The sequence below is a fragment of the Okeania sp. SIO1H4 genome (assembly GCF_010672695.1).
Lineage (GTDB): Bacteria > Cyanobacteriota > Cyanobacteriia > Cyanobacteriales > Microcoleaceae > Okeania > Okeania hirsuta.
In genome coordinates, this window is sequence record NZ_JAAHGB010000142.1 from 1 (window position 1) to 4850 (window position 4850).

The window sequence follows — 4850 nt, forward strand, 5'->3', positions numbered from 1 at the left end:
TGGTGATAATAATGTAGATTTTGCTCAACAATGTATCAAACTTTATCAAGATTCAGCTTTGTGGAATAAACTTAGAAAAAATGCCATGAAGCGAGTTGAAACTGAATGTTCTCCTCAAGTTTTTTCAGAAACTTTAAAGTCTATCTTAAAAACAATGAAGGAGTCAGGAGTCATATCATGTCCGGTTGAACAGTGATAAATAAATAACTACGGAGGAGTCAGGAGTCAGGAGTCAGGAGTCAGGAGGAAAGAAAGAAGAAGGAGAAAGTTTTTTTGATTACTAATTATATCAAATTCGTTTAATTTGGTATAAAAAAATGTTCCATCTTCAACCATTACCAAATATTTCTCCCCTTCTGGGAGTGGTTAGGGGTGGGTCCCCATCTCCCCATCTTCCCATCTAATTACACCGATGCTACCGGGTTAAACTACACCATACTATCTGAAAAAACTCCTATCAAGTATTCATCTTCCGCATTTCCTAACCCATAGACTAAATTTCGATCCGATCTGCCATCAGTATCATAATTCATCAAGAACCTATTGTTACGTCGCAAGGCAATTTCATCTATACCATCGTTATCCCAGTCACCCGCTAGATATTCATCTTCTCCTGCACCAGTGCCATAAAATAGATAACGGTCTGTTGCACCATCACTGTCATCATCTAAGTGAATTACTTTTCCACGTCGCAAAGCAATTTCATCAGTATTATCGCCATCCCAGTCACCCACTAGATATTGGTCTTCTCCTGCACCAGTGCCATAAAATAGATAACGGTCTGTTGCACCATCACTGTTATCATCTAGATGAATTACATTTCCACGTCGTACAGCAATTTCATCAGTATTATCGCCATCCCAGTCACCCACGAGATATTGGTCTTCTCCTGCACCACTTCCATACAATAAGGTGCTGTCTGTTGCACCATCACTGTCATTATCAAAGTGTATCGCATTTCCACGACGCACGGCAATTTCATCAGTATTATCGCCATCCCAGTCACCCACGAGATATTGGTCTTCTCCTGAGCCGCTTCCATACAATAGGGTGCGGTCTGTTGTACCATCACTATCATCATCAATCAGGATTTGATTTCCCCGTCGTATAGCTATAGTTTCCCCTGCGGTAGTAAAGTTCCAAGTAGTTGTGTCAGAAATTCCTAGATAATCATTTTCTGATGTATCTTTAAATGCACCTGAACTAACTTCTACATAATATTCAGTTAATGGATCGAGGTTAGAGCTAGGGTCAATAGTTACAGTATTAGCATTAACCTCAACTTGTGCTGAAGTAACATTCATGGTTTCAAAAACCTGGTCATTGGAAGCTTGTTTGATAACAATATCGCCATTAGTGCCTTTAACAATATCCTCATCAAATTGAATCTCTAAATTTGCCTCGACAGCAATGCTTGTCGCATCATCAGCAGGAGTGAAGGTAGTAACACTAGGAGCAGTAGTATCACTAGGAGCAGTAATATTTCCCCGATAAACCCCCAATCCATCAAAAGTATCTGTAGCAAAACCATACCACTCAGTTGATGGATCGAAAGCATCTGTTTCGTTAGTATCTCCACTGTTAATACTAGGTTTGCGACGCAAAGTGTTATTCTGAGTTGATACATTTCCACTACCCCACTCAGTACCAGGATCGGTTCCAACTTGTCCAATAACATCAAGAACAGTACCAGACTTTTTCAATACAATGGCATCATCACCATTAAAAAAGGTAGACGCGCTTGTTTGGTCTGCTTGTGCTAAAATGGTTGCATCAGCATCAACGTCAGCTAACACAAATACATCACCGCTAGCTACTGTTCCTGATAAATCAATACTCGTGCCAGGAGTTGTATTGCCATTACTGTAAAACTCTAGAGTATAGTCAGTTAAATCTATCGCGCTTCCCGTACCGTTATATAGCTCGATCGCTTTATTGTTGCTGCTACCTTCTACATATTCTGAGATCAATAAATCTGTGGGAGTTGCACTGGGATTTGTAACACTAATTTCAGATAATTCAACTATCGAACGGGCATCGTCAGTGCGATCGCTTAAACTAATCTGGCTAGAATTGTCATAAGGCTGTAAACCAGAAGCATTAACCGCAGAATAATCTCGTAAATCGCCATCTAGTATTAGTTCGCCATCAGCAAATAGATAATATTTATTATCCTGACCTGATACTTCTAGATCGTAGTTGACTTGAGTAGTAGTAACAAAATCAACGACCTCAGCTTGGATGAGGGAATTAAAGCTAGCTGCATCTGCATTGGGGTCTATACCTTGTGCCCAAATCTGGTCTTCTTCAAAGCTAATTTCGATCGCTTCTGATGTATCTTCGCTAACCACACTGACACTGAAACCTGCCCGATCGTTTTTACCATCCCCATCTATATCTTCATTAGTATTTTGTTCATCTATTACTTGAAGAGTGAAGCTCAGGGTGTAGCCATTATCAGCATTGAGTTTAGGAAAATCATTTCTAACTTCAGAGAAACCAAACCCTACTAATGAGTAATTACTGTAACCTGCTGTATTATCGTTATTACTACCATCGGTCTGATTTGCTCCACCGCCTGTAGTATTCAGAATTGTACCTGTATTTGTACCATTGACAAATTGTTCTGCATCACCAGACGAAAAAGGATTAGAAGCTAACCTCTTATCAAAATCAAACCAAGCACCATTAGTAGTTGCTTGACTATCATCTGGGGTAACAGTAGTGTTGTCGTACAGAATTGTTTTAGACATAAGTTTTTGTGAAGTTGTTTCAATAGTTAATGGGATCTATAAATACAATAGATTTAGTGGCGATCGCGACAGTGGACTGAAAGTCTATCGCTCCTAATAATTTTGAAACCATATAATTTCCTACCTTTAAATATTTGTCTAACTGAAAATTTAATATTTATATATTAATCCTAACTTTTTTTAGCTTTTTATTGTTATAGTTACAAGTTGTTTGGGGTACTTTTTATTTTTTCAGTCAAATTGCTTTCGTGAATTTACTGAGGCTTATTTTAAAGAAATTGTAAAGTTTCAGTAATTACTTGAAAATTGTCTTTCTATATCAATAAATATACTGCAATCGGCAAAAATATATCTATACAAAAATATTTAGTCACACCAAGTTTCTCAACAAGTAAAATTATGTAGTTAATTTTCTCTATAAAATATATAACCCATAGTATCCCAAATTCAATTTTAGTTCTTGACTTACAGCGGTTTTCATTTCGGCACAGTATGGGCGAATGGCCATATAGCCTGACGGCATGGGCTTCGCAAGGGCGCCCCTACAGGGTTTTGGTTATGACGATGTGGTTCATCAATCAGCAAAAGCGCTGTAATGCACAATCTGTTATAGCTATAATTAGACTCGGAATAATTAGGAGACAATGATGGAGAAGCGAACATTAGGTAACTCTGAAATTGAAATTACCCCAATCATTATGGGTACATGGCAAGCTGGAAAACGAGGATGGGCAGATATTGAAGATTCTGAAACTATCAAAGGAATAAGAGGGGCTGTTGATGCAGGTATCACCACAATTGATACTGCTGAAATTTATGGAGATGGTTACTCAGAAAGAATAGTTGCTCAAGCATTGGCAGATGTACGAGAACAAGTAATTTTAGCGACCAAAGTTTTTCCAAATCATCTCAAATATAACCAAGTAATAGAAGCTTGCGATCGCTCCCTCAAAAACCTGAAAACTGATTATATTGACCTCTATCAAATTCACTGGCCGTCTGGTGCATTTAATAGTGAAATTGTACCAATTGAAGAAACAATGAATGCTCTTAATAAACTTAAAAAAGAGGGTAAAATTCGAGCAATTGGTGTGTCTAATTTTTCTCGCGAACAAACAGCAGAAGCAGCTCAATATGGTCAGATTGATAGTACCCAACCACCCTATTCTTTATTCTGGCGAAAAATAGAAAAAGAAGAAATGCCTTACTGTGTTGAAAATAATATTTCTATTATTGCTTATTCTTCATTAGCACAGGGATTATTAACAGGTAAATTCGGACCAGACCACAGATTTGCTGAAGGGGATATTCGTGCTAAAAATAGACTATTTTATATCAAAGAAAACTACGAACGAGTGCAAACAGCCTTAGAAAAACTGCGTCCTATTGCAGAAAGTAAGCAGTGCAGTCTCGCTCAACTAGCGATCGCCTGGTTAATTGCTCAACCCCAGACAAAGGCTATAGTTGGAGCAAGGAATGCCGAACAAGCTACTGCTAATGCTAAAGCTGGAGATGTTAAATTATCTGAGGATGAGCTAGCAGAAATTGATGCGATCGGACGAATAGTCACAGATCCTTTAGACGATCGCCCTGTCATGTGGGATTTTTGAAGCAGGTTGTAGGCGATAGGAGATGGGGAGGGTGGGGAGTGTGGGAACCCACCCCTACTGCTCCCAGGAGGGGAATATCGAAAAAGATTTGGCAATGGCGTATCGGTTGGAATATTTGTTTATAGTGAACCCGAGCTGATTTGATATTGCCCCTACACCAAACAGAAAATTGCCTCTAATATCATGTTCGGATGATCACTTATAATAAAACCAGAATCATTACAGTAGATGTATTCAAACTTTATGGCCAAAAAGATGGCGATATAGCTGCCGCACTTACTCCGCCAACGCCAACTACCTTTATGTTCAAGCGATCGCTTATAATTGAACAGCCCTAGTTTGAGGCCACCAATGGAAGCAAGTTAGTCCTTGTATTAAATCATGCTGTTTCATTAGTTGTTGGCACCGAAAGACTAATAGTTCTTCAAGTTCATCTAAAGAAAGGGGAGAGCTATTGGCCACAACTTCATTAGTTAAAGGCCACAAA

4 protein-coding genes are annotated in these 4850 nt (G+C 38.7%); 3 read left to right on the forward strand and 1 reads right to left on the reverse strand.

What is annotated here, in order from left to right; genetic code table 11:
• The coding region (locus tag F6K06_RS33025; protein ID WP_287245181.1) for a hypothetical protein at window positions 1-196 on the forward strand (196 nt) is incomplete at its 5' end.
• 232 nt (window positions 197-428) lie between these two features.
• Here the strand turns inward: F6K06_RS33025 and F6K06_RS33030 are convergent.
• On the reverse strand, window positions 429-2753 hold the full coding sequence (locus F6K06_RS33030; RefSeq protein ID WP_287245183.1) for an Ig-like domain-containing protein: 2325 nt from the start codon (window positions 2751-2753) through the stop codon (window positions 429-431).
• A 647-nt stretch (window positions 2754-3400) separates the two neighbouring features.
• On the opposite strand from F6K06_RS33030, the gene F6K06_RS33035 reads away from it, so the two are divergent.
• Together F6K06_RS33035 and F6K06_RS33040 are read left to right on the forward strand one after the other, a co-directional pair.
• Complete coding sequence (locus F6K06_RS33035) at window positions 3401-4363, forward strand: aldo/keto reductase (RefSeq protein ID WP_124154316.1); 963 nt, start codon at window positions 3401-3403, stop codon at window positions 4361-4363.
• The gene (locus tag F6K06_RS33040) at window positions 4360-4488 is read left to right on the forward strand and encodes a hypothetical protein (RefSeq protein WP_287245186.1); all 129 of its coding nucleotides are present in this window, start codon (window positions 4360-4362) and stop codon (window positions 4486-4488) included. The genes F6K06_RS33035 and F6K06_RS33040 overlap by 4 nt, the downstream gene beginning before the upstream one ends.
• The last annotated feature ends 362 nt before the right edge of the window (window positions 4489-4850 follow it).